Annotated in this window: 25 protein-coding genes; 11 read left to right on the top strand and 14 right to left on the bottom strand. The window is 71.0% G+C overall.

Annotated features, from left to right (window positions below):
* Positions 1–13: 13 nt before the first annotated feature.
* The 9 genes from AC27LF_RS10005 to AC27LF_RS10045 all read right to left on the bottom strand — a co-directional run bounded on the left by AC27LF_RS10005 (position 14) and on the right by AC27LF_RS10045 (position 9,231).
* On the bottom strand, positions 14–949 hold the full coding sequence (locus tag AC27LF_RS10005; protein WP_479664323.1) for a DODA-type extradiol aromatic ring-opening family dioxygenase: 936 nt from the start codon (positions 947–949) through the stop codon (positions 14–16).
* Positions 946–2,298, bottom strand: a complete 1,353-nt coding sequence (locus tag AC27LF_RS10010; protein ID WP_479664324.1) for a M20 family metallopeptidase — start codon at positions 2,296–2,298, stop codon at positions 946–948. The genes AC27LF_RS10005 and AC27LF_RS10010 overlap by 4 nt, the downstream gene beginning before the upstream one ends.
* Positions 2,288–2,458 (bottom strand): hypothetical protein, encoded by a 171-nt coding sequence (locus AC27LF_RS10015; protein ID WP_351727503.1) that lies wholly within the window; start codon positions 2,456–2,458, stop codon positions 2,288–2,290. Before AC27LF_RS10015 ends, AC27LF_RS10010 begins: the two co-directional genes overlap by 11 nt.
* 40 nt (positions 2,459–2,498) lie before the next feature.
* Positions 2,499–3,368: an alpha/beta fold hydrolase gene (locus AC27LF_RS10020; protein ID WP_479664325.1), complete on the bottom strand. Its 870-nt coding sequence runs from the start codon at positions 3,366–3,368 to the stop codon at positions 2,499–2,501.
* Positions 3,358–4,614, bottom strand: coding sequence for a Rieske 2Fe-2S domain-containing protein (locus AC27LF_RS10025; protein ID WP_479664326.1), 1,257 nt, complete (start codon positions 4,612–4,614; stop codon positions 3,358–3,360). The genes AC27LF_RS10020 and AC27LF_RS10025 overlap by 11 nt, the downstream gene beginning before the upstream one ends.
* A 67-nt stretch (positions 4,615–4,681) precedes the next feature.
* On the bottom strand, positions 4,682–5,647 hold the full coding sequence (locus tag AC27LF_RS10030; RefSeq protein WP_479664327.1) for a PDR/VanB family oxidoreductase: 966 nt from the start codon (positions 5,645–5,647) through the stop codon (positions 4,682–4,684).
* A 120-nt stretch (positions 5,648–5,767) separates the two neighbouring features.
* Positions 5,768–6,841, bottom strand: a complete 1,074-nt coding sequence (locus AC27LF_RS10035; RefSeq protein WP_479664328.1) for an asparaginase — start codon at positions 6,839–6,841, stop codon at positions 5,768–5,770.
* Positions 6,838–8,190 (bottom strand): MFS transporter, encoded by a 1,353-nt coding sequence (locus AC27LF_RS10040; RefSeq protein WP_479664329.1) that lies wholly within the window; start codon positions 8,188–8,190, stop codon positions 6,838–6,840. The genes AC27LF_RS10035 and AC27LF_RS10040 overlap by 4 nt, the downstream gene beginning before the upstream one ends.
* A 336-nt stretch (positions 8,191–8,526) precedes the next feature.
* Positions 8,527–9,231 carry a TetR/AcrR family transcriptional regulator gene (locus AC27LF_RS10045; protein ID WP_479664330.1) on the bottom strand — a complete coding sequence of 235 codons (705 nt, stop codon included), beginning with the start codon at positions 9,229–9,231 and terminating at the stop codon, positions 8,527–8,529.
* 377 nt (positions 9,232–9,608) lie between these two features.
* Here AC27LF_RS10045 and AC27LF_RS10050 point away from each other — a divergent pair, with 377 nt between their 5' ends.
* The 7 genes from AC27LF_RS10050 (at position 9,609) to AC27LF_RS10080 (ending at position 18,938) form a co-directional block, all read left to right on the top strand.
* The gene (locus AC27LF_RS10050) at positions 9,609–10,406 is read left to right on the top strand and encodes an alpha/beta fold hydrolase (RefSeq protein WP_479664331.1); all 798 of its coding nucleotides are present in this window, start codon (positions 9,609–9,611) and stop codon (positions 10,404–10,406) included.
* Between the two features lie 233 nt (positions 10,407–10,639).
* The gene (locus tag AC27LF_RS10055; RefSeq protein WP_479664332.1) at positions 10,640–11,602 is read left to right on the top strand and encodes an ABC transporter permease; all 963 of its coding nucleotides are present in this window, start codon (positions 10,640–10,642) and stop codon (positions 11,600–11,602) included.
* Entirely contained in the window at positions 11,599–12,489 is an 891-nt protein-coding gene (locus AC27LF_RS10060; protein WP_479664333.1) for an ABC transporter permease, read from the top strand. Before AC27LF_RS10055 ends, AC27LF_RS10060 begins: the two co-directional genes overlap by 4 nt.
* 70 nt (positions 12,490–12,559) lie before the next feature.
* Positions 12,560–14,140, top strand: coding sequence for an ABC transporter substrate-binding protein (locus tag AC27LF_RS10065; RefSeq protein WP_479664334.1), 1,581 nt, complete (start codon positions 12,560–12,562; stop codon positions 14,138–14,140).
* Positions 14,141–14,150: 10 nt separating this feature from the next.
* The gene (locus AC27LF_RS10070; protein WP_479664335.1) at positions 14,151–16,082 is read left to right on the top strand and encodes a dipeptide ABC transporter ATP-binding protein; all 1,932 of its coding nucleotides are present in this window, start codon (positions 14,151–14,153) and stop codon (positions 16,080–16,082) included.
* Positions 16,079–17,503, top strand: coding sequence for an amidase (locus AC27LF_RS10075; RefSeq protein ID WP_479664336.1), 1,425 nt, complete (start codon positions 16,079–16,081; stop codon positions 17,501–17,503). The genes AC27LF_RS10070 and AC27LF_RS10075 overlap by 4 nt, the downstream gene beginning before the upstream one ends.
* A gap of 124 nt (positions 17,504–17,627) precedes the next feature.
* Positions 17,628–18,938: a metal-dependent hydrolase family protein gene (locus AC27LF_RS10080; protein WP_479664337.1), complete on the top strand. Its 1,311-nt coding sequence runs from the start codon at positions 17,628–17,630 to the stop codon at positions 18,936–18,938.
* Between the two features lie 54 nt (positions 18,939–18,992).
* Here the strand turns inward: AC27LF_RS10080 and AC27LF_RS10085 are convergent, their stop codons facing one another.
* Together AC27LF_RS10085 and AC27LF_RS10090 are read right to left on the bottom strand one after the other, a co-directional pair.
* Positions 18,993–19,307: a hypothetical protein gene (locus AC27LF_RS10085; protein WP_479664338.1), complete on the bottom strand. Its 315-nt coding sequence runs from the start codon at positions 19,305–19,307 to the stop codon at positions 18,993–18,995.
* Positions 19,308–19,345: 38 nt separating this feature from the next.
* Positions 19,346–20,203, bottom strand: a complete 858-nt coding sequence (locus tag AC27LF_RS10090) for a sulfite exporter TauE/SafE family protein (RefSeq protein ID WP_487227795.1) — start codon at positions 20,201–20,203, stop codon at positions 19,346–19,348.
* Positions 20,204–20,234: 31 nt separating this feature from the next.
* On the opposite strand from AC27LF_RS10090, the gene AC27LF_RS10095 reads away from it, so the two are divergent.
* A complete protein-coding gene (locus AC27LF_RS10095) occupies positions 20,235–21,035 on the top strand; it encodes an AraC family transcriptional regulator (protein WP_479664340.1) in 801 nt (266 codons plus the stop codon).
* Positions 21,036–21,402: 367 nt separating this feature from the next.
* Here the strand turns inward: AC27LF_RS10095 and AC27LF_RS10100 are convergent, their stop codons facing one another.
* Positions 21,403–21,588 (bottom strand): hypothetical protein, encoded by a 186-nt coding sequence (locus AC27LF_RS10100; RefSeq protein WP_479664341.1) that lies wholly within the window; start codon positions 21,586–21,588, stop codon positions 21,403–21,405.
* Between AC27LF_RS10100 and AC27LF_RS10105 the strand changes: the two genes are divergently transcribed.
* Both AC27LF_RS10105 and AC27LF_RS10110 read left to right on the top strand, forming a co-directional pair.
* Positions 21,583–22,254 carry an esterase/lipase family protein gene (locus tag AC27LF_RS10105; protein ID WP_479664342.1) on the top strand — a complete coding sequence of 224 codons (672 nt, stop codon included), beginning with the start codon at positions 21,583–21,585 and terminating at the stop codon, positions 22,252–22,254. The genes AC27LF_RS10100 and AC27LF_RS10105 overlap by 6 nt on opposite strands.
* Before the next feature lie 56 nt (positions 22,255–22,310).
* A complete protein-coding gene (locus tag AC27LF_RS10110) occupies positions 22,311–23,216 on the top strand; it encodes a GNAT family N-acetyltransferase (RefSeq protein ID WP_479664343.1) in 906 nt (301 codons plus the stop codon).
* A 23-nt stretch (positions 23,217–23,239) separates the two neighbouring features.
* Here the strand turns inward: AC27LF_RS10110 and AC27LF_RS10115 are convergent, their stop codons facing one another.
* The gene (locus AC27LF_RS10115) at positions 23,240–24,235 is read right to left on the bottom strand and encodes a hypothetical protein (RefSeq protein ID WP_479664344.1); all 996 of its coding nucleotides are present in this window, start codon (positions 24,233–24,235) and stop codon (positions 23,240–23,242) included.
* Positions 24,236–24,497: 262 nt separating this feature from the next.
* Positions 24,498–25,085 carry a YceI family protein gene (locus AC27LF_RS10120; protein WP_479664345.1) on the bottom strand — a complete coding sequence of 196 codons (588 nt, stop codon included), beginning with the start codon at positions 25,083–25,085 and terminating at the stop codon, positions 24,498–24,500.
* Between the two features lie 61 nt (positions 25,086–25,146).
* Here AC27LF_RS10120 and AC27LF_RS10125 point away from each other — a divergent pair, with 61 nt between their 5' ends.
* Positions 25,147–25,566 (top strand): hypothetical protein, encoded by a 420-nt coding sequence (locus AC27LF_RS10125; protein WP_479664346.1) that lies wholly within the window; start codon positions 25,147–25,149, stop codon positions 25,564–25,566.
* The last annotated feature ends 60 nt before the right edge of the window (positions 25,567–25,626 follow it).

The following is a 25,626-nucleotide window of genomic DNA, read 5'->3' on the forward strand; positions in this document are numbered from 1 at the left end:
AGGTCAGGCGTGGTCAGGAGCGTGGTTCGAGTACGGCGACGGCCATGCCGGTGAGCCAGTCGTCCATGGCGGCGTAGGCGAGCGTGCGTCCGGTGCAGGGGCCGAGAGCGGCGGCCATGGCGATCCATGCGCGGATCTCCTGGGCGCCGTTGCCCGCCTGGGCCGCCACCTCCGCGGAGCTGAGGCCGAGCAGCGGGCCGAGGTCGCCCGCCTCGGTCATGGCGAGGAAGCGCCGGTCGAACTCCTCGTTGATCCGCGGCCGGGCGGCCCGGATGATCTGCCGGCGCCGCACCTCGTACTCGGCCCATGAGTGCCGGCCGTTCAGCCATGCCTCGACCAGGAACCGGTCGTCGTCGCTGAGCGCGTCGAACCAGGCGGGCCACGGCAGTTGGTGGGACAGCCCGCCGGAGGCGATCACGGCGACCCGCTTGTCCGCGCCGTCACGGCCGACCGCGGAGGCGATGGCCCGGCCGAGGGCGTGGCAGCGGGCCAGCGCGGGCAGGGGCGGCGCGAACATGTTGATGACCACGGGAACGATCGGCACACCCGGCTCCGGCACCAGGTATTGAAGGCTGTGGGTGATGCCGTGGTCCACCGTCAGCCTCAGCGAGAACGCGGGGTCGAACCCGTCGTCGACCAGGGAGTCCACCAGATGGCGGGCGAGTTCCGTGTCCACGGCAAGCGGTCCGGACGGCGTCCCCGCCTCGCCCGCGCCCAGGACCTCGCCGACGCCGACGGTGAACGCGGGCATCAGGTCGAGGAAGAAGCCACGGAAGTGGTTGGAGCCGATGATGACGACCGTGTCCGCGCGGGCCTCGGCCAGCATGCGACGGGCCGCCAGCAGTCCGTCCCTGAACCGGTGTGCCCCCGGCAGGTGGTCCACCTCGTTCCAGTGTGTGTTCATCAGGGTGCTGTGGGAGGCACCCACACCCAGGACCACAGAGCTCATGACGGGGCACTTCCTTCCGCGGCGGTCACGTCCGCCCTGGTACGGGTGCAGGTGTTGACCACGGCGTGCACCAGGCACCGGGTCAGGCGATGCGCCTCGCGGAGGTCCACGACGTTCATTCCGGCGGGGAAGTCCAGCGCCAACGGGGCGTTGCCGTCGATGCGGTCCATGCCGATCCGGGCCGTGGGGATGCCCCGGTTGCGCAGGATGTTGGCGTCGGTGGCGCCGCTGTTGCGAAGGATCGGCTCGTGCGGCCTCCCCTCCAGTTCCTCCCAGGCGGCCTTGCCGGCGCGGACGATCCAGCTGTCCTCGGGGGTGGACGTGCCGGGGATGGCGAGCGTCATCTCCCAGTCCAGGTCGATTCCCGGGTGGGCGGCGCGGATCGCGTCGATCGCCGCGGCGAACTCCCGCCGGGCCTCGGCGGGGCTGGTCCGGGGGCTGATCCGCAGGTCGACGGCGAACCGGCACAGGGCGGGCGACAGTGAGGCCGTCCGGGGCCAACCGCCTTCGATGGAGCCGATGTTGCCCTGCGGGGCGACCAGCCCGTCGGTGTGCCGCGCGGTGTACTCGGGCAGCCACCGCTCCAGCGCGGCGATCACCGAGCCCGCGTCCACAATGGGATTGCGGTACGTCATGCGGTGCCGGCTGCCCACATAGCCGTAGGTCCCGTGCAGCCGGACCTCGAACCAGCACAGGCCGACCTCCTCCCAGGCCGTCGTCCAGCCGGGTTTGGCGATCAGCGCGTAGTCCGCCCAGGTGCCCTGCTCCAGCATGAAGGAACAGCCGTTGCCCTGACCGGCGTTGTACCGGGCGCCCGCGACGGGCCGCCGGTTGGTCGGCATACCGCCCGCTCCCAGGCCGATCAGCACATCGCCCCGCAGCGGCACCCCCGCCCGCCGGACCGCCTCGACGGCGGCGATCAGACAGGCGCCGTGCCCCTTGGGGTTGCTCGCGCCGAGGCCGAGGACGTAGTCGCCGTCGACGGTGGGTTCCGGGCGCATGTCCGGGCGCAGCACCGGGCCGGCCCACGGCAGGTCCTCCTGCGGGGTGCCGACGGTCAGCGTGTCGATCGGGGCGTACAGCAGCAGATCGACGCCGGTGCCGTCGCCGCGCAGCCGGCCGATCGCATTGCCTTGGGCCTCGTCGATCGGCTGGTAGCGGCCCTCGGCGCCGGACTCGACGAGTCGGTCGGCCAGCCAGGCGGCCAGTCGGCCCTCCTGTCCGGTCGGGCTGGGAATGCCCACCATGCCGACGATCAGTTCGGTGAGCCGACGGCTGTCGATCTGTTTCCATGCGGCTTCCAGCCAGGCCCGTCGCCGCGGGTCGAGGCCGACGGTGTCAGCGGCCATCGGGGGTGACACCTGCCGTGTGGGCCCGGGGCCGCTCGTCGCGGACCACGGTGCCGGTGGTCTTGAGGATCAGTGCGGCTCCGGCCCGCCGAAGGGGTGCGGCGGCGGCGAGGGCGACGAGGGCGCCGACGAGGCCCGTCAGAAGTGCGGTACGTGGCATGGGGGGTGAACCTCCTCTTGTTCTGGGCGCGGTGCGCCGATCACGGATGGGCGGACGGGGGGCCGTCGGGGCCGTCCGTCAAAAAGGCGTCGACCGCGCGGGCGTAGTCCGCGGGGCGCTCTTCCTGCGGGTGGTGCGAGGTCCGGCCGAGGACGAACACGTCGGCGCGCGGCAGCCGTTGGGCCAGGGCGAGGGCGTAGTCCGGGCCGCAGAACGGGTCGTGCGCGCCCCACAGCAGCAGGACCGGCGCGGTCACCTGGGCGAGCGCGTCGCACAGGTCCTCGGGTGTGCCTCGCCGTACGGGGTCCATGCCCAGTTCCAGGGCACGCCGGGTGGTGCTGTGGGCGTGGCGCAGCGCGACCGTCCGTGCGGCCGGGCCGGCCGGGCCGTACCACTCAAGCCTGGTCATCAGGGCGCGCATCTTGTCCGGGCTCGGCCCGCCGTTGCCGTAGTACTCCTCACGGGCCCGCGCGGCGAGCGAGGCGTCGTAGCGGTGTGGCTCCGGCGGAGGGATCGGCTGGCTTCCGGTGACCACGAGGCGGCCGACGCGGTCCGGGTGGTCCGCCGCCAGGCGCAGGGCGACCGAGCCGCCGAGTGACTGGCAGACGAAGTCGGCGCGGGCGATCCCGAGGGCGTCCAGCAGCCCCGTCAGGTGTGTGGCGTGGAAGGTGAACAGCGGTCCGGTGATGTCGGGGCTGTCGGAGTCACCGTACTGGAGCAGGTCGACCAGGATCAGCCGGCGCCGTTCGGCCAGTGGTCGGGCGACGGCGGCGAAGTCCGTCCAGGCCGAGCAGCCCGGCCCGCCGCCGTGCAGCAGCACGGTGGGTGTGCCGCGCGTGCCGAGTTCGGTCACCCGCAGTGCCAGTCCGTCGACGTCGATGTGTCGGCCGCGGGGACGGTCAGCGGTCATCGGCGCGCGCCTTGGGTGAGGGCTGGACGGTCGGGTTGCTGCGTTCGATGTGGCGGCGCCAGGCGGTCAGGGACAGGTCGGGGCGGTACAGCCGCTCCGGCGGGGCGTCCATGACGTCGACCATCCAGGCGTCCTGGCCGGTGAACTGTCCGTGGAAGAGCCATCGGACGGCGGCCAGATACTTGGCCTTGAACACGGTGGCCCTGGCTCCGGTTTCATAGCGGACCATGATCTGCACATAGCGGACGTGGTCGGCGTCCACCGGGACGTACCACTCGTAGTGGATGAAGTGGGGGTAGGCCACCCGGAGCAGCCCGGGAAGGCGCACCGAGACAAAACCGGGGAGGTCCATCGCGGCGATGACCGGGTTGACGCTGTCCGACTTGCCCGGGTGGTCCGGCAGCGGGGCCCGCTTCCACCAGCGCTTGTTGGTCCAGGTGCCCAGACCGGGGAACTCGGCCTCCCAGTGCACCTCGTCCTGGACGCGGATGAGCCACGGCCCGGACTCCACGATGCGGGTCTTGTTCCAGGCCGGCATGACCTTGAACAGCCTCCACAGGGCCGTGTTGTGCAGGTACTTGGCGTGCCCCTCGTCGAATCCGTTCTCGGCGGCGAAGCGCCAGTTGCCCGGGCGGATGTCGGTCCTGCCGCCCATCACGAACGGCTCGCTGAGGAGTTCTTCGGGTATGTCCCGTTCCACCGGCGGGGCCTCGCCGTCCCCCACGTACACCCAGATCAGTCCCAACCGCTCCGCGACCGGGTAGGTGCGGACCGCCAGCTTGCCGCAGATCGGCGAATCGGGGCCGTCGGTGAGGACCGCGCACAGCTTGCCGTCGGTCAGGTCGTAGGTCCAGCCGTGGTAGGGGCAGCTGAGCGTGCCGGGGTACTGGCGCCGGCCGAGGGACAGGGGCACCCCGCGGTGCGGGCAGCGATCGTGCAGCGCGCGGACCACACCCTTGTCCCGGACGAGCACGATCTTCTCGCCGAGCAGAGTGATCGGGACGGGTTTCTCGCCGACCTGGCCGGTCCACTGCACGGGGTACCAGTAGTTCCGGAAGCCGAGGGTGGCGCTGTTGTAGACGGGCCAGGCGGACCAGTCCTGCCCCTCGGGGTCCGACACCGGCCGTTCGGCCGCCGCGGCGACGGTGGGCCGCGCGGTGGCCGGGGTGCGCGGCCTGCGCCGGGCCACGGGCGGTTCCTCGGCGGGGCCGGAGCCGTGTGCCGCGTTGTTCCGGCTGTTCACCATGGCTGATCTCCAAGTTCGTTTGCTGGCTGCGATACCGGTTCGGCGGGGAGCCGGGCGGGGCGGTGCTTCACAGATCGAGCACCAGTCGGTCGCAGGCGGCCCGGGAGACGCAGAGCATCATGGTGTGCCCCGACTCCCGCTCGCTCGCCGAGAGCAGTGAGTCGCGGTGATCGACCTCGCCGGCCAGTACCTTGGTCTCGCAGCTTCCGCAGACGCCTTCCCGGCAGGCGCTCGGGACGGCGATCCCCGCCTCCTCAAGGCAGTCGAGGACCGACCGGCCCGCGGGTATGCGCACGGCTGTCCCGGTCCGTTCGCAGACCGCCTCGAACTCCCGGTCGTGCGCGGGCCCGTTGGCCGGCAGGGCCTTCGCCCTGAACCTCTCGACGTGCAGGCTGCCCTCGGGCCAGGACGCGCACCGCTGCTCGACGGCCGAGAGCAGGCCCTCGGGGCCGCAGCAGTACACCGCGGTGTCGTCCCGGGGTGTGCCCAGCAGGGCGTCCAGGTCGAGCGGGCCGTGCTCGGCCTCCACCACGATGTCGGCCTTGTCGCCGTAGGCGGCCAGTTCGCCGAGGAAGGCCATCGACGCACGCCGCCGGCCCCCGTAGGCCAGCGACCATTGTGCTCCGCCCGCCTCGGCAGCCGCGACCATCGGCAGCACGGGGGTGATGCCGATGCCGCCCGCGAGGAACAGATAGCGCTCCGCGGGCACCAGGTCGAAGCGGTTGCGGGGTCCGCCCACCTCGACCAGGTCGCCGACCCGCAGGGTGTCGTGCACGAACCGGGAGCCGCCCCGCGAGCGTTCCTCGCGCAGCACCGCGATGCGGTACTCGTATCGGTCGTGCGGGTCGCCGCACAGCGAGTACTGCCGGGTGACGCCGGGGAGCACGAGGTCCAGATGGGCGCCCGGGGTCCAGGCCGGCAGGGCCGCGCCCTGCGGGTCGGCGAGGGTCACCGAGACGACTCCCTCCGCTTCCCGGCGGATCTGCTCGACCCGCAGATCGAGGACGCCGTCGTCGTCCAGTGGTTCGTTCACGGTCTCCTCCTAAGCGGCCGACTCGGTTCGTACTATGTACGGTACGTCGCACGGACGTCAATGCCCTTGAGCCCCGGCCCTCGGTGTCCGCGGGCCGTGGGGTGGGGTGGGGTGGGGTGCCTACCGGGGAACGTCCGTGACCGGGACGTCGAAGAGGTGCTGGATCGCCGCGCGTGGCCGCCGGTCGGCCAGGGCGAGGCTCAACAGGAGCCTCGCCTTCCACGGGCTGAGGTCCGCGGCGGTGAGGAATCCGCCGGTCCTCGTTCCGGCGTGCGGCACGACCCTCCCGGAGCCGACGCGTGACGCCTGGCACACCACGATCCCGTCGCGCGCCGCGCGCTCCAGGGCCCGTTGTTCGGCCGGTGTGGGATATCCCGCGCCCAGGCCCGCGCTGACGATCCCCGACGCCCCTGCGGCGACCGCCGCGTCGACCAGCGCGCCGTCGGCGCCGAGGTACGACACCACGACGTCGACCCGTGGCAGTACGGCGGGAAGTGCGCCCAGGTCGAACGGCGGCCCTATGCCCTGCCGTTCGGTGCTCCGGTGGAACGCCACCTCGCCGTCCGGGCCGGCGAAACCGATCGGGCCGAGTTCAGGGGAGCCGAACGCGCCGAGCCGATACGTGGCCGTCTTGGCCACGTCCCGGGCCGGCAGGATCGCGTCGTCGAACACCACCAGCACGCCGCGACGGGCCGAGCGCGGATGCGCGGCCACCCGGACCGCGTTCAGCAGGTTCAGCGGGCCGTCGCCGCCCAGCGCCGACGCCGGACGCATGGCCCCGGTGACGACCACCGGGGTGTCGTCGCCGATGACCTGGGAGAGGAAGAACGCCAGTTCCTCAAGGCCGTTGGTGCCGCAGCTGACCACCACACCCGTCACTTCGGGATCGGCCGCGGTACGCGCCACCGCATGGGCGAGGCCGAGCAGGTCCCCCGTCGTCCAGGCGTGGCTGGGCGGTCGGGGACGCTCGACCCCGGCGGGGGCGACCCATCGGACGTCGGCGGTGGACGCGAGTTCCGGCAGGTCCGCCAGGATGTCGCGCGGATGCCTCCACCGACCGCTTTCTCCATACGCCGTACGGTCGAGCCGGTCGTGCCCGCATGCCTCGACGGTCCCTCCGGTGGCGATCCACGCGACCACCGGCCGGACGCGAATCTGCCCGCCGGCCGCCCGCGAGGTGCGCGGGACGATCACGGCTCGCCCCGCATCAGCGCCGTGCCGCCGTCGGTCACCAGCGACGGCCGGGCGGGCGGCGCGGTGGTGTCCGCGGCCGGCTCACGCAGGAACAGGGCCGCGATCAACGAGACCACCGACATGGCCGCCATGTACACCGCGATTCCGAGCCATCCGCCCGTCACATGCAGCAGATACGCGGCGATGTCGGGGGCGAACGCGTTTCCGGCGATCAGCCCGACGGTGAACCCGATCGACATACCCGTGAACCTCAGACGGGCCGGGAACACCTGCGAGAAATACGCCGGCACCACTCCGTAGTTCGCGGAGTAACCGATGAACAGCAGCGCGAAGCCCAGCAGCATCAGCCCGTACTGCCGTGTCTGCAGCAGCGCCAGCCACGCGAACGGCAGGACGATCAGCGACGCCGCTCCGGCGAGGAAGACGGTCCGGTTCCCGAACCGGTCCGCGAGTTTCCCGGCGAGCGGCACACAGACGATGATGACCACCGTGGCCGGGAGGAGCACGGAGATCATGGTGTCCTTGCTCAGCCCGAGACCGGTCTGGCCGTATCCCAGGCTGTACACCGTCGCCAGTGTGAAGGCCACCCCGGCGCTCAGAATGCCGAGGGCCACCAGCAGAACTCGTCCGCCGCACTCACGGAACACGTCGACCACCGGAAGCCGGCCGACCGCGTTCTCCGCCTTGACCGCCTCGAACTCGGGGCTCTCCTCCAGGCTGAGACGCACGAAGAGTCCTACGCCGACGAGCACCGCGCTCAGCAGGAACGGCAGGCGCCATCCCCAGGCCAGCAGTTGGTCGTCCGGCAGCTGGAGCACGCCCAGGAAGACGAGGTTGGCCAGCAGGAGCCCGGCCGAGGTCCCGGTGTTGACCAGTGATCCGCGGAAGCCGCGCTCATGCCCCTCGGCGTGCTCGACGGTCATCAGGATCGCCCCGCCGTACTCGCCGCCGACGGAGAATCCCTGGGCGAGCCTGGCGATGATCAGCAGGACGGGGGCCAGGCTCCCCGCCTGGCCATAGGTCGGCAGCAGCCCCACCGCGAACGTCGCGAGGCCCATCAGGCCCAGTGTGGCGACCAGAGTGGACTTGCGGCCCATCCGGTCCCCGAAGTGCCCGAACACGACCGCGCCGACCGGACGGGCGATGAAACCGATGGCGAAGGTCGACAGCGACAGGAGTGTGCCCACGAGCGGGTCCGAGTGGGGGAAGAAGAGCTGCGCGAACACCACCGACGACGCCAGTCCGTAGATGGAGAAGTCGTAGTACTCGACGGTGGTGCCGAGCCAACTGGCCACCAGCGCCTTGTTGCGCTGGCCCCGGCGGGATGCACGAACATCGGTAGCTGTCATGAAGGTCCTTTGTCCGTAGGGACGGCGAAGCGTGTGAACGAGATGCGCCGACGCCACCGCGGCAGCCGGAGCGTGCATCGCCACGCCGGGGCTGCGTCGTCCCGTGCGGCGGCAGGAAGAAACGAGGAACCTGCGGCCCGATCGAGGCGTCGGTCCATGACCCTGTGATGCCTGCCTCGTCGGGCAGTCACCCGGCCCAGGCGCCACAAGTGCTCGTACTATGTACCGTTGGTCGTACGTCGTCAATACTCCCGGCCGTGCCCATAGCGGCACACCGACCGGGCGACGCCGACCATGACGGCGCCGAGAAGGACCGGGGCGGCTGCGCGCCGCGGGTCAGGACGCCGTCGGCGCCGCGTCGCCCGCCGGACGGGCCGGGACCCGCCGCAGCACGCCTTCGATGAGGCACTCAAGCCCGAAGAGGAATTGTTCGTCGCTGGGCAGCGCGGTCAACTCCCCGGCCAGTTCCACCATGTTGGGAAAGCCACCCTGCGGCAGGGCCGCGTAGAAGTGCCGGCGCTGACGCCGCAGCTCCTCGACGTCGGGCAGATCCGGCCTCCCCCATGGCCGGGGCGCCTGGTAGCTGGCGAAACCCAGGCTGTACTGCACGATCAGACCGTAGACGCGCACCGCGTCCCCGTCGGTGAAACCCGCCTCGCGCAGCCGCCCGATGACCGCTTCGAACGCGCCCCGCATGGACTCCGGGGTGGTGTTCACACGGGTGGAGAAGAGCCGCACGATGCTGGGGTGTTCCCGCATCATCTCCAGGAAGGCGAGCGCCAGGTCCCGCACGACCGCGGCGGGCGAGGTCTCCTCGGCGGCGGGAAGACGGAAGGCACCCATGACGTGGTCGGCGATCGCGTCAAGGATCTCCTCCTTGCTGCGGAAGTAGCTGTAGAGCGTCATCGCGCCGACACCGAGATCCGAGGCGAGCCGCCGGATCGTCAGCACCTCGATGTCCTCCTCGTCGCAGATCCGGGTGGCCACCTCGATGATCCGCTCGGACGTGAGCGTTCTCGTGCGCGACCGCGGACCCGCCACGGGGGATCTCCTCTCCCTAGCACCGCCGAATCCCGGCGGCAGCCGTCCTCGTACGGCACACCGTACAGCCGTCCTGAGTCTACAAAGGCCGCGCGGGGCGAATGCCACCGCGCCGCACACCCGGCCGGCCGGACCCCTTGACGCGGATCCAGCCATCCGTACAAAGTACGACGAGAAAGTGAACGAACGCACTGCCGCACACCTCCGAGCATGTGCGACGGGCTGACCCGCCCGCGCGGTGCCCCGTCGTCTCCCAGCGTCTGGCCTGGCTGCCGCAAGCCGGGGAATCGCCCGTGGTGACCGCCCGGCGAGCCGGACATCGCCCCCGACCCGAACACCTCGGTCCTCGCCAATCTGTCCACGTCAGGAGAGTTCGCATGCTGACCGCCCATTACGTCTCCAGCCGGTTCGGGCAACTGCACTACGTCGAATGCGGCGAGGGCGAGCCCGTGCTGCTGCTCCACCAGACTCCACGGTCATGGACCGAGTACCGGGACGTGCTGCCGCTGATCGGCGCCGGTCACCGGGCCATCGCGATGGACACCGTCGGATACGGGGCCTCGGCGAAACCCGCTGAGGACCAGAGCATCGAGATGTTCGCCGACGGGGTCGAGGATCTGGTGGACGGGCTGGGACTCGGGTCGTTCCATCTGGTCGGCCACCACACCGGCGGAGTGGTCGCCGTGGAGGTGGCGGCACGGCTCGGCCCCCGGGTGCGCAGCCTGGTGCTCTCCGCGGTCCCGTTCATCACCGCGGACAAACGTGCCCGGGCGGCGTGGCGGCGCCCCGTCGACTGGGTGCAGCCGAAGCCGGACGGCTCCCACCTCCTGGAGCTGTGGAACCGGCGCCGGCACTTCTACGAACGGGGGCAGGAAGCCGCGCTGAACCGCTTCATGGCCGACGCCCTGCGTGTGCTGGAGCGCGTGGAGGACGGCCACATCGCCGTCCGGCTGTTCCCGATGGACGAGCGGCTGCCGCGGATCACCGCCCCGACGACGGTCATCTGCGGGCAGGACGATCATCCGTCGATGCCCAGCTTCGAACCCATGGTGAACGCGCTGTCGGCCAAGGGACACATCGTGCCCGGCGCCGGTGTGCCCCTGCCCGAGCAGCGGCCGGAGGAGTTCGCCAGGCTCGTGCTGGAAGCCGTAGCCGCAGGGGCGACATCTCACTGACGGCAGCCGAGGCCCGCGAACCGGCCTGCTGGTTGCGGCAATCGGATGCGGTCGCGGCCATCGCATGCGCGGGTCCGCCGAGCGGATACGCCCCTGCCCCGCAGGAGAAAGTACCGGCCACTGTTCACGATCCCCATGACGGATCTCAACCGAGAGGTCTGGCAATGCTCCATGTGACCGGGCTGGGCCCACCCAGCCGCCCCCTCGCCGCCGTGGGGCGGGCAAGACGGGTGATGAGCCCGCCACCGCTGCTACGGTTCCTCGCCGGCCGGGTCCTTCGTGGACTCGCCGTCCTCTTCGTCCTGTCGATCCTCGCGTTCGGGCTCGTCCGTATGCTGCCCGGGAATCCCGCGGAGGTGCTGGCAGGACCGTACTCCGACGCGGCCACCCGGGCACGGCTGGCCCAGGATCTCGGGCTCGACCGGCCGATGGCCGAGCAGTACCTGATGTGGCTCGGCAGGCTGCTGCACGGGGACTTCGGACTCTCGGTCTACAACGGACTGCCGGTCCTGGACCTCATCAGGCAGAGACTGCCGAACACCTTGGAGCTGGCCCTCGCCGCGACGGTGGTGTCGCTCCTGTGGGGCGTGCCCGCCGGCGCGATCGCGGCCCTGCGCCAGGGCCGGATCTTCGACCGGCTGGCCCGCGCGTCGGCCTTCCTCGGCCTTGCCACACCGGTGTTCGTCTTCGGTCTCGGTCTGATACTGGTGGCCTCGTTCGCCCTGCCGAACTGGCCTTCCGTCGGGTTCGTGCCCCTGACGGACCACCCGTTGAAGAACCTGCAGAGCGTCGTCCTGCCCGCGCTGGCTCTGGGGCTCCCCCTTGGTGCGACGCTGTGCCGGTTCATGCGTGCCTCGATGATCGAGGTCTACGAACAGGACTACATGCGCACCGCGCTGGCGACCGGGGCGACCCGTCTGGGGGCGACGCTCCGGCACGGGCTGCGGAACGCGTCGGGCCCCGTGGTCACGGTCGCCGGGCTGCAACTGGCCGGTCTGGTCGGCAACTCCATCCTGATCGAGAACGTCTTCGCGATCCCCGGTATCGGCCAGCTCACCGTCAACTCGCTGCTACAGAAGGACTACGCGGTGACGCAAGCCTGCATCCTGCTGCTGGGCCTGACGTACATCCTGATGAACCTCGTGGTGGACCTCCTCCACCGGATGATCGACCCCAAGGTGGGTGAGGCGCGATGAGCGAGTCGTCGTTGCTGCCGGACGCACATGCGGCCCGGACACAGCCCGCGGCCGACGCACCCGCCGCTCGCCCCGCACGACGCAGCCGCCGGCTTGGCGCCGGGGTCGTCTGCGGACTGGGCATCCTGGTCGTGCTGTTCGCCATGGCGTATGTGGCCCCCTTGATCCGGCCCTTCTCGCCGAACGACGTGGCAGGACCGCCCTTCGCCGCTCCCAACGGGACCAACTGGCTCGGCACGGACGACCTGGGCCGCGACTATTTCGTGCGGCTGTGCGTCGCCGGGCGCACCTCGCTGTCGATCGCGCTGGCCGGTTCGGTGCTCGCGCTGGTGGCCGGTTCGGTCATCGGGTTCGCGGCCGGCGTCGGCGCCCGATGGCTGGACACCGTGCTGATGAGCGGGGTGGATCTGCTGCTGTCCTTCCCCTCTCTGCTGCTCGGGCTCGCGGCGGTCACCGTCCTGTCCCCCTCGCTGACGACCCTGATCGCGGTGCTGTCGTTCGTGTCACTGCCGCACTTCGCCCGGATCGTCCGTGCCAAGTGCCTGGAACTGCGTGATCTGGAGTTCGTGCTCTCGGCGCGGATCTCCGGGGTGCGCTCCCCCGTGATCGTCCTCAAACACCTGCTCCCCAACGTCTTTCCGCTGATGATGGTCCAGCTCGCCAACTCGGCGGCCATCGTCATTCTGCTGGAATCGGCTCTCAGCTATCTCGGCCTCGGAGTTCAGCCGCCGACACCGAGCTGGGGCCGGATGATCGCCGAGTCCCAGATCTACCTGACGATCTCCCCATGGCTGGTTCTCGGAGCCGGCGGGGCCCTGCTGCTGTCCTCGATCGGCTGGGGACTCATCGGCGAAGGTTTCGCGACGTCACGCCGCTCCGTCGTCTGACCGGAGCGTCACACACAGGGCCGTGGTCACCTGTCCCCTCCCCGGGGCGCGGAACGGAGGAACCCACACCATGGCATCACCCAGGCCGGTCAGACGACTGGTACTCGCCCTGGCGGCGATACTCACCGCCTCGATGTCCGTCACCGGTTGCGGAGGCGGCGCCCAGGCGCAGCCGGGTGGCTCGGACGGCACCCCGCATCGCGGCGGCACCCTCACCATCGGCGACGAGAGCCAGCCGCTGAACGGGCTCGATCCCGTGCTGGCCCAGGCGTTCGACGCGAAACGCATGGCCGCGCAGTTCTACGAGGGACTGCTCTGCCTCGGACCCGACGGCAGCACACTGCGACCGTCGCTGGCCACCTCGTGGAAACAGACGACGCCCACCACTTACGTATTCACACTCCGCGAGAACGTCACCTTTCACGACGGCCGGCCGCTGACGGCCGACGACGTCGTCTTCAGCCTCGAACGGATCGTCGATCCCGCGGTCCACTCGCCGTACGCGTCGCTCTACCACATCCGGGAGGTGACCGCGCCGAGCGACCACACGGTCGTGGTGAAGCTGACCAGACCGCAGGCGTCGCTGCTGCATCTGCTCGCCCAGCCCTGGAGCGCCGGCATCGTGAACGAACGATGGGTCCGCTCCCACTCGGCCGACCACCTCAAGACACACGAGAACGGGACGGGGCCCTACCGGCTGGCGGAGTTCCGGGAAGGCGCCCTGATCAAGACCGTACGGTTCGCCGGCTACTGGGACCGGCCGAAGCCGTACATCGACCGCATCAACTATCAGGTCATGCCCGATGAGTCCACCCGGGTCCAGGCGCTGGAGTCGGGAACCGTGGACGCCATCCAGGTGACCCTGCCGAAGATCGCGACGATGCTGAAGCAGCGCGGGTTCTCGGTGGGCCCCGGATACGACGTGGGCGCCTACTGGCTGGGCCTGAACACCCTGGACGGCCCACTGGCGAACGAGAAGGTGCGCGAGGCGGTCAGCATCGGCATCGACCGGAAGCAGCTGATCGGCATCGGGGCGCAAGGGGCCGGTGTCGCCTCGGGGATCATCCCGCCCGGCGACCCCTTCGTCTCCGAACCGGCGGGGAGCCTGCCCCACACCCAGTACGACCCCGCCCGGGCCAAGCGGCTCCTCGCCGAGGCGGGGGCGCCCGCCGTGCGGCTCAGGCTGGCGATCCGCTCGAACCGGCCGGACAAGCTCGCCACCGCCCAGCTCATCAAGGAACAGCTGTCCAAGATCGGGGTGACGGTGGACATCACCCAGGTCCCCTTCGAGCAACTGGTCAGCAATCTGCTGTCCGGCAACTGGAACGCCGACATGATCCAGCTGACCTCCGCCCTCAACGCGGACGCCAGTCAGTACCCGAGTCTGTGGTTCGAGAAGAACGCGAAGGCGACGAAGGTCGACGACCCGGAACTGTGGCGGCGGATGTCCCAGGCCGTGGAACGGGCGGCCGGCGACCAGGACCGCCGGCGGATGTACCGGGATCTGAACCGGTACGTGGCCCAGCGGGTGTACATGATCGTCCCGTATGCCACACCCACGGTGTACGACGTGTGGTCCGGCAAGCTCGCGGGATTCAGGACCGAGGCGTCGAACAGCCGGATGTTCCTCAAGGACGCCTGGATCTCATGAGGGAGAGACGATGAACTCCGCAGTTGTGGACGGCTCGGGCCCGACAAGGAAGGACGCGGAGCGGCGCGCGGAAACCGTGCTGCGGTTCCGTGATGTCAGTGTCCGCTACGGCGCGGCGCCGGCCAGTGTCCGGGGAATCGACCTGACGGTCAGGAGCGGGGAGATCGTCGGCCTGATCGGCGAGAGCGGGAGCGGCAAGACCTCGCTGGCGATGGCCTGCCTGGGACTGCTGCCGAAGCAGGCACATGTGTCCGCCGAACGTTTCGAGGTGTGCGGCACCGACCTGGCGGACGCGGACGACAAGGCGCTGACGCGGTTGCGCGGCGGTGAGGTCGCGATGGTCTTCCAGGACGCCATGGGAGCGCTGGACCCGAGCATGCGGGTCGGGCGGCAGATCGGGGAGGTGGTGGCGCGGCACCGGGGTCTGAAGGGCGAGGAGCGGCGGCAGGCCGTCCGGGAGCTGTTGCGCCGGGTGCGGGTGCCGGAACCGGAGCGCAGGGCACGTCAGTATCCGCATCAGCTCTCCGGCGGGCTGCGGCAGCGGGTGGCGATGGCGCTCGCGCTGGCCGGCGAGCCGCGGCTGCTGCTGGCCGACGAACCGACGACGGCCCTGGACGTGACCGTGCAGGCGGAGATCCTGCGGCTGCTCAGGACGATCCGCGACGAGTTCGGTGTGGCGATCCTGCTGATCTCGCACGACATCGGTGTGATCGCCCAGACCGCCGACCGGGTGGCGGTCATGCGGGACGGCGAGATCGTCGAAACGGGCACCGCCGAGGAGGTGCTGGTGAGACCTGACTCGCCGTACACGAAAATGCTCCTCGGCTCGGTGCCCACCGTGGGCAGGCGCATCCGGCACGATCCGGCCGAACCAGCGGATCCAGCCGAACCGGCCGATGCAGCCGAACCGGCCGACGCAACCGAACCGGCACGAGGAGAGGCCGGTCCGCGGCGAGGAGAAACCGGTCCGCACAGTCCCGTGCTCTTTGCGATGGACGGCCTGAGCCGCAGTTTCCGCTCGGGTGGCCATGCCGTGCACGCGGTCCGCGATGTCTCGCTGCGGGTCGGCAGAGGAGAAGTACTGGGTGTCGTCGGTGAGTCCGGTTCGGGCAAGAGCACCCTCGCCAAGATGCTGGTCCGGCTGGACCGGCCCACTTCGGGCCGGCTGGAGATGGACGGAGCCGACTTTGGCACGCTGCGGGGCAAGCGGCTGAAGGCCTTCCGGCGGGCCGTGCAGATGGTGTTCCAGCATCCGGCGGGTTCGCTCAACCCGAAACTGCGGGTGGCGTCCTCGGTTCGTGAGCCGCTGGCCGCCGCCGGCGTGAGCGGAGACACGGCGCGGCAGCGGATCGACGAAGTGCTGGCGGAGGTCGGCCTGCCGGCGCAGGCCGCGGACCGGCTGCCGCACGAGTTCTCCGGCGGCCAGAAGCAGCGCATCGCCATCGCACGTGCGATCGCGGCCCGGCCCGAGGTGGTGGTCCTCGACGAACCCACCTCGGCCCTCGATGTGTCCGTACAGGCCCAGGTGCTGGATCTGCTGCTCAGGATCCAGCGGGCGCAGGCATTGACGTATGTCTTCATCTCCCATGACCTCGCGGTGGTGCAAGCCGTCTCCGATCGGGTGGTGGTGATGTACGCGGGCCGGGTCGTGGAGATCGCCGAGGCGCGGACCCTGTTCGCGTCGCCCGCGCACTGGTACACCAGGGCGCTGCTGGAAGCCGTTCCGTCTCCCGATCCACGTGCCCGGCCGGAAGCGGTGGCGGTGGACCCCGCGCAGGACAGGCCGGGCGAACACCGGGCGGACGCCGGGGGATGCCCCTTCGCCGCCCGCTGTCCCAAGGCCCGGCCCCGTTGCCGCGAGGAGGCACCGGAACTCGTCCCGGTACGGGCGGGGCACGCGGCGGCCTGTCACTTCCCCGCCACCGAGGAGATGTCCCTATGACGAACCTGGCCACCCTGGATGCCGTGGCGCAGGCGGATCTGGTCCGGCGCGGTGAGGCATCGGCGACAGAGCTGGTCGAGGCGGCCATCGAACGGATCGAGGCGACCGATCCGCGGATCAACGCCCTCACCCACCGCAGGTACGACCGGGCTCTGGACGAGGCGGGCCGCATCCGCGGCGACGCGCCCTTCGCGGGAGTGCCCGTACTGGTGAAGGCGCTGAGCGACAGCGAGGGCGACCCCGCGAACTTCGCAAGCGCCTGGGTGGCCCGGCACGGCCGCACCGCCCGCCAGGACGCCGTCATCGTCCGGCGTCTCAAGGACGCCGGCTTCCTCGTCGTCGGCCAGACCTCGGCGCCGGAATTCGGCCTGGCGTCTGTCAGCGAGAGCGCGGTCCACGGGGTGACACGGAATCCCTGGGACACCGGTCTGACACCCGGCGGCTCGTCGGGGGGCGCGTCGGCTTCCGTCGCCGCGGGCATGGTGCCCGTGGCCCAGGGCGGCGACGGCGGTGGTTCGATCCGGATGCCGGCCGCGTTCTGTCACCTGGTGGGTCTGAAGCCGAGCGTGGGGCGCATCAGTGCGGGCCCGGGCCGGAACGACCGCTGGGGGCACAGTGTCCCGGCGGTGGTCACCCGGAGCGTACGCGACACCGCGGCGGTCCTCGACGCGGTGAGCGGGCCCGCCCCGGGAGACCGGGGCGGCCCCGCCCCTCTTCCGGCGGGCGGCCTGGCCGCGATGGCCGGCCGTGACCCCGGGCGGCTGCGGATCGGAGTCCTCGCGCACGCACCCGACCACGCACCCCAGGTCGCGGCCCCGGTGCGGGACGCCGTACTGGAGACCGCCCGGATCTGCGAGCGGCTGGGACACGAGGTCGAGTACGCCCATCCGGAGCTGATGCTGGATCCGAGGTGCCTGAAGGCGTTCTTCGACGCGCTCAGCGTCACCGCGGTCCAGACCCTTGAGGCACTGATCACGGAGCTGGGTGAACGGCCCGGTCCCGACGACCTCGACGCCGTCACCCGGTTGTGGGTGCGGCGCGGACGGGAGATCACGGGACTGGAGCTGGCCGACGCCTTCGTGTGGCAGGGGCGGCTGCGGTCCGCCATGGCGCACTGGTGGCAGGAGTTCGACCTGCTGTTGAGCCCGGTGTTTGCCACACCTCCGAAACCGGTGGGCTGGCCGTGGCGGGAAGCCGACGGCCTGCGCCAGACGGTGGATGTGCTCACCTTCACCGCGCCGTTCAACACCACCGGGCAGCCCGCGATCGCGGTGCCCGCCTCGCTGACCGAGTCCGGTGTGCCCATCGGCGTCCAACTGGCGGCGGGCTACGGACGCGAGGACCTGCTGGTCTGCGTGGCGGCACAACTGGAGTCGGAACGCCCCTGGGCGTCGCTGCGCCCGCCCGTCTTCGCGGGATGAGGCGCTGCACGGCGGATGGGCCATGGCGGCGCTGCACTGCGGCCGGCCGACGCACGGCGGCCGGCCGGCCATCCGACGCACCGGACCGGCCGGTCCGGGCCCCCTCTTGGGAGAGGAGAACACCATGACCGAGGACCGCACAGGCCGATCACCAGGCCCGACCGTCTTCACCGGCGCCCGGGTCGTCGACGGCACCGGGGCCGCCCCGGTCGAGTCGGTTGCCGTGGTGGTGCAGGACGGCCGGTTCACCTACGTGGGGCCGGACAGTTCAAGGCCGCGGATCGACGCGGCGACGGTCATCGATCTCGGCGGACGGACGCTGCTTCCGGGGTTCTTCGACTGCCATGTGCACTTCCTCATGGACAGCAACGCCGACTTCACGGGAAGGCTGCTGACCAATCGGCCGATCGTCACCGTCTTCGAACGCGCACGGCGTATGCGCGAGACGTTGCATGCCGGGATCACGACGGCGCGCGACCTCGGCGGTATCGACGCCGGCTACCGGGACGCGGTGGCCCTGGGCCTGATCGAGGGGCCCCGGCTGCATGTCGCGTTGCGGCTGATGAGCCACACCGGTGGCCACGCCGACTTCCGTATGCCCAGCGGTTACGACCCGTCGGCCCTGCTTGAGCCGTTCAGCGAACTGGCCGACGATCCCGCCCAGGTACGGCTGGCGACGAGGAAGCTGCTCCGCGACGGCGCCGATGTCATCAAGGTCTGTGCGACCGGTGGCGTCAACAGTCCGAGCGACCAGCCCGAGGACGAGGGCCTGACCACCGAGGAGATCGCGGCGGTCGTGGACGAGACACGCCGCCATCGTGGCCGGCCGGTCGCCGCGCACGCGCAGGGCGCGCAAGGCATCAAGAACGCCCTGCGCGGCGGGGTGAGCAGCATCGAGCACGGCTATCTCATCGACGACGAGGGTATCGACCTCATGCTGGAGAACGACGCGTTCGTGGTTCCCACCCTGTCGACCTTCCACGGCGACCGGGAACGCTTCACGGCCGCGGCCTACGAGAAGAAGATGCGCATGGCCGACGCCGCCATGGAGCGACTGGGCGAAGCGGTACGGCGCGGGGTGAAGGTGGCGCTCGGCACGGACGCGGGTGCCGGCCCCCATGCGCAGAACCTGCGCGAACTGGGCCATCTGACGGAGCTGGGCCTGACACCGCTGGAGGCCATCCGCGCCGGCACCCTGAACGCCGCCCGCCTGCTGCGACTGGACGAGACGCTCGGCACCGTCGAAGCGGGCAAGACCGCCGACCTCGTCGTGTGCGACGGCGACCCGGTCACCGACATCGAAGTGCTCGGCGACCCAGCGAACGTGGTCCTGGTGATGCAGGAAGGCCGCATAGCCAAACACACCCTGCGCACACCCGCCCACCGGGAGTTGTCCTCGGATGTCACACCCGCAGCAGGAGCGAAGCGAGGGTGATGCTGCCTGGGCCGACGATGCCCGCGACGGCAGGGACGTCGCATCAGTCCGCAATCAGCTGAGGGGTACGACGATTCCGGTGCCGTGCTTGCCCGTCTCCGCCTCCTCCAGCATGAGAGCGGCGAGGGTGGCCCGGGAAATCCTGGGCGGCAGCAACGGGCGCCGCAGTTGTGCGAGCGGCACGATGTGGCGGGTGGGGCTGAGAGGGCCGTCCGTGACATCGGGGGCGTGGAACACGGTGGCGCCCCTCTCCGGCACAACGGCAGCCGGCGGTATCGCCCGGCGTCGCAGCCGGCGGAGGCCACTGAGCCGCTGCCCGATGTCGTCGCGGTCGAGGTGGGCGACGACGGCCAGGGCGGTGAAGAACATGCGCGCCCGGTAGGCAGCCGGGCCGCCGCGGTCCCCCGTCAGACCGAGAGCAGCATCGCGACGGTCACCACGGCAAGCAGCCCTGTGTACGCCCAGGCGTAGATGCGGTCGGGGATCCGCGGTGGGCGCCGCCGCAGCACCGCGATCACCGGCAGAGCACCGAGCAGCAGCGCCGAGGCGGCGCGAAGGTCGATGAGACCCACCAGGTGCACATGCGCGTCAGCGGCAGCAGGGACCGCGGCGCCGCCCAGAGACACCACAGTGGCCGGCAGCGCGATGGCAAGGGTGAGGGGGTTGGCCAGCGCGGTGGCCACACGCATGGTATGCCCGGCCCGCCGCAGCGCGGGAACGGTCATCACGCTGCCACCCACGCCGAGGAAGGCCGCGACCGCACCGGCCGGCACACCGAAGAGGGCCGGTAGTGGACGTGGAACACCGCGGGTCGCCTCGATCCGGGGGCTCGGGCGCAGAAAGCCAGGGCGCAGAAGCAAGTCGACGAGGGTGAGAGCGACGTACACCACGAAGGCCCAGCGGGCCAGATCGGCCGGGGCGAGGCGCGTGGCAAGCGCGCCGACCGAGGCACCGGCCGCCAGCAGGAGGAGCAGCGTGCCACTGCCGCGGAGGGCGAGGAGCACCCGTCGCGGTGTGACGGCAGTCGCGAAACCCGCATTGACCACCATCACCAGGGCCGAGGTGGCAGTCGCCACCGGCATCGCGTCCGCGCCGAGCGCGGCGTCCGCCCACACCACGACCGGCACCGTGACGAACCCGCCGCCGAACCCGAACAACACCGTCGTCGCCCCGGTGAGGAGCCCGATCCCGATCAATGCCGCACCATCCACACCCCCCACTCCACCAGGCGGGACGTGTTTCCCGCATGCGATATCCGGCACCATTCCTTTGCGTCTCAGCCAGTAGGGTGGCCGGGTGAAGAACGTGTCCCTTGCCGACGTCGACCACGCCGACCGGGTCGTCCTGCCCATCGGCACCGACTACCCTCCCGGCCACGTACTGGACTGGCACGAACACCGGCGCGCCCAGTTCCTGTACGGCGCCACGGGGGTGATGGTCGTCGACACCGCCGAGGGCACCTGGACCGTGCCGCCCGAGCGCGCCGTACTGATCCCGGCCGCCACCAGGCACCGGGTCCACATGCTGGGCGTGAGCACCCGGAGCCTGTACATCGAGCCGAGTGCCATTCCCTGGTGGCCCGTCACCTGCACGGTCGTGAACGTTCCCCCGCTGTTGCGCGAACTGCTCCTGGCCGCTGTCGAATTCGAGATCGACTACAGCCTCTCCGGGCGGGAGGGATGCATTGCCGCACTCCTCCTGCACGAGATCGCTGAGCGCACCCCGCTCCCGTTCCACGTCGGGATTCCCGCCGCCGCCGATCTCGCGAGACTCTGCCGCGCATACCTGGCATCCCCAGATGCCGGCGTCACCAACGCCGCATGGGCCGCCAGGACGGCCATGAGCGAACGGGCCTTCACCCGGCGCTTCCGCTCGGAGACCGGTGACAGCCCGGCCGTCTGGCGGAACCGCGCCCGCCTGCTCGCGGCCATCCCGCTGCTGCGCACCGCGTCGGTCAGCGAGGTCGGTGCCCGTCTCGGCTATGCCTCTCCCGCCGCGTTCACCGCCGCCTTCACGCGCACCTTCGGCACACCCCCGTCGCGCTTCGCCACACGTGGCGCCGCGCCCGCTCGCCCGCCCGTCTCGCCCCCGAACTGATCGGTGAGCCGGGCCCTGACAGCACGCGCTGGGCGCCGTACGGATCGACCCTCCTCGCCGGATCCCGGCTACGTCGAGGAGCTGCGGCAGACCCGCTACCACGACACCTGCGCCGACCGCTTCGACCGCCGGCGCTCCGCGCTCAGCCCCGATCTCCCGCGGCCCTGTGGAACACAGGGCGACAGCCGCACTCCAGCCGGTCACCGGATCAGGAGCGATCCGATGTGAACCAGGAGTCCCCTGCGGTGGCGGGGAATACGGTCGTCGCGCACAATGTTTCACAACTTGCGGCAAGTGGGGGCATATCCGGAGAAGGTGAACGGCCACGGGTATTCCTTTCGGACCCCATCTGTCGGTGCCGGGAATGTCACCGGTACGCGGCGTGGGTGTCGAGGCAAGCAGGGCCGCGGCGCGGCTGGTGCGTCTCCCGCTCGACGCGGCGGTGGTAGGTGTCGGGCGGGCCGGGCGTCTTCGCCGTACCGTGTCCGAAGCAGACACGGTACGGGACGATCCGCGACTGGCACAGGGCGGCCTTCCGGTTCTGTTGGTGCATGGGCTGGCGGACGGGGAATCGGTCGTCGCGCCGCTTCGGCGAGGGCTCGACGGCATCGGTGCGGGACCCTTCACCACGGTGGGCTATCACGCCTTCACCCCGGACATCCGCACGGCGGCCCGCGTCCTGGGCGAGCAGGTGGAGCTGGCCTGCGCCCACAGCGCCGGGCGGAGCGCCGTCGTGATCGGGTACAGCCTGGGCGGGCTGGTCGCCCGCTACTACGTGCAGGTGCTCGGCGGGGACGCGCATGTCGTGCTGGTGATCACGCTGGCGACGCCGCACGGCGGGACGGCCGCGGCTCTGCTGGCACCGCCGCATCCGCTGCTTCGCCAACTACGGCCGGGAAGTACGCTGCTGACCGAGCTCGCCGCGCCTGCCGCCGGATGCCGTACCCGGTTCGTGGCGTTCTACAGCGACCTCGACGAGGTCGTCATCCCGGCGTCCAGGGGCCGCATCGACCATCCCGATCTCACGGCGCGCAACGTGCTCGTGCCCGGCGTCGGCCATCTGACGCTGCCGCTGCACCAGCCGGTCATCGGCCAGGTTCGTTCCCTGCTGACGGCAGCCCGGCAGACCGGCTCCGACAGTGTGCTGCGTCGTGTCGCTCCCGCACAGCCCGGCCGGCAGCGCACAGCAGTGCCCAAGGCGCAGCCGCCGTTGCCGTGACAGCCGGGCCGCGGCGGGGTGACACTGAGAGGTAGCCGACAGGAACGCCAGCAGGTGTGGGGACGGACAGCATGGCCTCCTCGCCCAGCCCCGAGAGCGGGACGACGGTACGTCCCTTTCGCCCGCAGGACGAACCAGGGGTACGCGAACTCATCAATGCCGACCGGCTTCCGGGGCAGCCGTACTGCGTCTCGGAGACATCGGCCGAGGCATGGTGCGGCCCCGTCGCGCCGGCCGGCTGGGCCAGGCAGGCCCGGCCGCGGATCGGGGTACTGGCCAATGCCGAGGACCGTCCCCGCGGAACCATCGCCTATCTGTCCTGGGCCGATGTGCGCACCGGTCTGATCTGCTGGGTCCACGCGTACGAGGACCGCCCTGCCCTGCGCGCCCTGATCGGCCACGCTCTGGGCGCGCTGTCCCGCTTCCCGCGGATCGAGGCGTTCGTCAGCACCGCGCCGGGCCCGCTGGGGCCGGGCGGCCTGCCGCGCACCAGACGCGGCGCCACCCACGACGCGCTGGTGCACGCCGGCTTCACGGGGCGCTGTCTGGGCTGCTACCTGCATCGCACACTCCCCGCCGAGCCGGCACCGGCCAAACAGGTCGCCGATGTCTTCCCCTGCGACTTCCCGCCGGGCCATCGGCTGATCGTTCGCGAGGAGGCAGAACCGGTCGCCGAGGCCGTGGTCAGCACGGGTCCCGACCGGACCGCGACGCTCTACTGGATCGAGACCACGCCCGCCAGGCGCCAGCGCGGTCTGGGCCGCAAGCTGCTCGGTCAGGCCCTGGCCCTGCTGGCCGAGCAGGGCGCCGCCGAAGTCGCCCTCGTCCTCGACGACGCCCGACCGGACACGTGCGACTGCCAGGCCGCCACCCGGCTCTTCCGCTCCTGCGGCTTCACCCTCGTCGACGAGCTGTGGACCTACCAGCATCGACGCGTCGAGCCCCCGCGGCCTGGCACATGAGCCGCCCGCCGGACCGGAACCGGTCAGGCGGGGACCCGTTCGGCCGCCGCGAGAATGGTGGAACGTGCCTGGTGACGGCGCTCGTAGTCCAGCACCCGCCGGGTCACACCCTCTCCGGCGTCGGCGAGCCGCTTGCGGATGTCGCCGGCGTTCATGCCGTCGTAGCCGGGCCAGGGCTCGGGCCCGAGCAGGTCCGCGATCCTGTCCAGGACCGCGGGACGGGCCGCGTGGGAGCGCTCGTACGCGCCGACCGTGGCGAGATCCGTCTGCGACAGCTGCGGGAGCCGTTCGACGATCATCCTGGTGCCGAGCCTGCGGTAGTCGGCAATCGGCAGCTCTTCCTCCGAGATCAGAGCGCCCTCCGGCATCCCCTGGAGCCGGTCCACTCCGGGCATCCGCTCGGCCGTCTCCCGCAGCCAGGTGCTCCAGTCCCGCACCGCGCGGGCGGCGCCGCCGACGCCCACACCCTCAGCGGCCACCTCCGCCTCGGCGGCCATCACCGCCGCCTCGGCCTGCTGCTCCAGGAAGGCCGCGAGTTCTTCCAGGATCTCCTCGCCGTCGCGGCGCACGGAGCCGAGCAGGTCCTCGGTGACCGCGTCCTCCGCCTCCTGAGCGATACGCTCGGCGACCCGGCAGATGGCCACGGCGAAAGCGGTGGCCGCGTACTCCTCCTCCACGTTCTTCAGCAGCCGTTGCTCCGTCGCCCTTCCTTGCTGGCTGCGCAGCAGGGCGTTCGGAGCGAACATGGCCGCGTCCATGGGCAGCCGGAATGCCTGCCTCGTCACGTCCCAGGCGTTGCCGAGGACGTTCTCCACGAGCCGTCGAGGCTTCAGCGCTGCCAGACGTTCGTCGAGCACATACACGTGCCCTCGGGCATCACCGGCACGCCGCTCCAGGAGTTCCCGGTACTCACCCGGGGGCGTCACGGCCAGGTCGGCTTTGAAACGGTCGGCCAGCGCGGCTTGGGCCTCACGGACCTCCCGCAGCGCAGGAACGAGCATGTCTGTGGCTACGGCCATCACGTTTCCTTCGGCTAGGGCGCTGCTCGCATGACATCGGACCAGAGCGGCCCGCCCCCTCCTTCCCTACCGTGCCCCGAAACACCCTCCCCCGCATCTCGCCAACACCCCCGCGGGAACCGTCCATCGCGGGTGACGACGCCCACGACCGGCCGGACCCTCGCGCATACTTCACGCGACTGGCCCAAGCGGCGCCGACCGGACGCGGTGCACGACGACGAGGTGCACCGCCCGGTCCCGGGCAGGGCCCTGACGGATCTGGCTACCCGGTTGCGTCGCCGGCGCCGGGCAGCGGTTCGAGCCGGGTCACCGCGAACTCGATCCGGACATCGTCGGCCAGCTTCAACGCGCCGAGGAAGGCGCTGTAGGGCTTGATTCCCCAGGCGGACTGGGTGACGGCCGCCGCACCGCACACCGCGCCGTCACCGTCGCTGCCACCGTGCACGGTCACCGGATGCGTACGGTTCTTGATGGTGAGATCTCCGGTGATCTCGAAGGACTCACGTGTTCCCGTGACGCTCGTGGACCGGAAGGTGATGGCCGGGTGCCGCGCTGTGTGCAGCACAGCCTCGCTCTCCAGCGTCCGTTTGATGTCGGCGCGGTCGGCATCGGTCAGGGGCTTGATCCCGCCCGTTCCCTCCCTGACGGTCAGCGATCCGGTCTCGACGGTGACGGTCACCGACGACTTCCCGGGGTCGCCCGCGGCAACCACCGCGTGCCCTGACCATCGCGTGGCCTCGATCGTGAGGTCGTGGCCCGCCTTCCGGCCCAGCCCGGCGCGGCTCGTCCTGATCAGCAGACGGCCACCGGTGGACGACCCGAACCCGTATGTTCCCTCACTGATGGGCATATCTCTGACTCTAGGCGCTTTCCACCGGGCGGGAGCGAGGATGGAGAGGAGGCGTTCCGTCATGGCAGGGCTGCTCGCCGTGGAAGATCACGTGATCGTACGTCTGGCATGGTGGGAGAAGGCGGCCGCCCGTCATCGGAACGTGTGTGTGCCGCTGGAGGCGGTGTGCCGGGTCACCGTCGAGCCCGACTGGTGGCGAGCCCTGCAGGGTGGTCACGAGCGAGGTGTCTGCGTTCCCGGCGCTCTGTGCGTCGGCACACGCCGCCATCAGGCCGGGAAGGACTTCGTGGCCATGCGCGGGGCCAGGCCCGTGGTGTGCGTCGAACTCCGTTCCTGCGCCCCCTTCCACCTCCTGGCCGTCTCCGCACGCGACGACAAGGATGCCGAGTCGACAGCGGGTCACATCGCCCGGGCCGCACCGAACATCGACACATCGACGCCGTGTCGGCAACCCCTGCCGGTGCCGGACGAATCGCAATGAGCGGGTCGGCCGGGTCCCCGGCGAACGGGTTCCCGCACCGCGGGTCCGGGCGAACAGCCC

This window comes from Streptomyces diversicolor, assembly GCF_057537855.1.